The sequence below is a fragment of the Mesorhizobium sp. M8A.F.Ca.ET.207.01.1.1 genome (genome assembly GCF_004794715.1).
Taxonomy (GTDB): domain Bacteria; phylum Pseudomonadota; class Alphaproteobacteria; order Rhizobiales; family Rhizobiaceae; genus Mesorhizobium.
The window spans coordinates 1-326 of record NZ_SRUS01000348.1 but is presented as its reverse complement, the minus strand read 5'-3'; the positions used below and the strand labels follow the sequence as shown (position 1 = coordinate 326).

At 63.5% G+C, this 326-nt stretch carries 1 pseudogene; it reads left to right on the top strand.

The window, feature by feature from the left end:
* Positions 1-138 precede the first annotated feature (138 nt).
* Positions 139-326: pseudogene (locus EN850_RS37635) on the top strand (5'-methylthioadenosine phosphorylase); the annotation flags it as partial.

Sequence of the window (326 nt, the reverse complement as noted above, 5' to 3'; positions counted from 1 at the left end):
GTCGAAACCGCGCGCCGTCACTGGCCGCCGCAATGCCGCGTTCATGGCATCGAACAGCAGCTGGTGGCTGCCCACTGTTACGGGCCGCGTCTTACGAGCCCGGCCGAAGCCTTGGCGTTTCGAAGCATGGGGGCCGACGTGCTCAACCATTCGATTGCCCCCGAAGCCACCTTGTCGCGCGAGATCGGCGCCTGTTTCGTGCCCTTGGCGTTTGTTACGGCGGCCTTCAATGACTATATGGACCGTAATCGCCAGGAATTGCTGCAGCAGGACGTGTTGCCGAGCCTGTCCATGACAGCCTCGCGGGTTGCGCTGGAAACCGCCGC